Here is a 450-nt window from a genome sequence, read left to right as displayed (position 1 = left end):
CTCGGGAAGCTCGTCAGTGTCGACGGACTGGTCGCGATACTCGATGAGCGCCTCAATATAGTTCTGTACCTCCTGGAGTGTCTCCGTGTCCTGTTTGGGGAGCCCCTCAGCGAGATACTTCGGGAGCGAGGTGGGTGGTGACGGCTGCTCCATACCTTATGTAACAACCGGAGCCATGTTAGCGTTCGGGTGCTACATAAGGTATTGAACCTTCTCTGCCAACCGTGAGCACTTCAGCAATTACTCGAGATCGTAGACCGCAATTTCGTGAGAGCCACACTGTGGACATTCATCGACGTCCTTCTCGATGCTGTATCCACAGTGACGGCACTCGTGGTGCGTTGTCGATGACGGCTCGAGCCTCGCAATCCGCTGGATGAACTGTTTACTGAGCATGGGTGGGGTCAACGATCTCGCCACAGCTTGGACATTCGGCCCACACGCCCGGTC

At 56.0% G+C, this 450-nt stretch carries 1 protein-coding gene and 1 pseudogene; both read right to left on the bottom strand.

The annotated features are described in order from the left end of the window. A pseudogene (locus tag EXE48_RS19480) lies at positions 1 to 153 on the bottom strand (DUF6788 family protein); the annotation flags it as partial. 232 nt (positions 154 to 385) lie between these two features. After that, positions 386 to 442 carry a hypothetical protein gene (locus EXE48_RS19475; protein WP_443984496.1) on the bottom strand — a complete coding sequence of 19 codons (57 nt, stop codon included), beginning with the start codon at positions 440 to 442 and terminating at the stop codon, positions 386 to 388. Positions 443 to 450 lie beyond the last annotated feature (8 nt).

The organism is Halorubrum sp. ASP1 (assembly GCF_005435135.1).
In the GTDB taxonomy this organism is placed as follows: Archaea; Halobacteriota; Halobacteria; order Halobacteriales; family Haloferacaceae; genus Halorubrum; species Halorubrum tropicale.
This window is presented reverse-complemented; position numbering and strand designations above follow the sequence as displayed.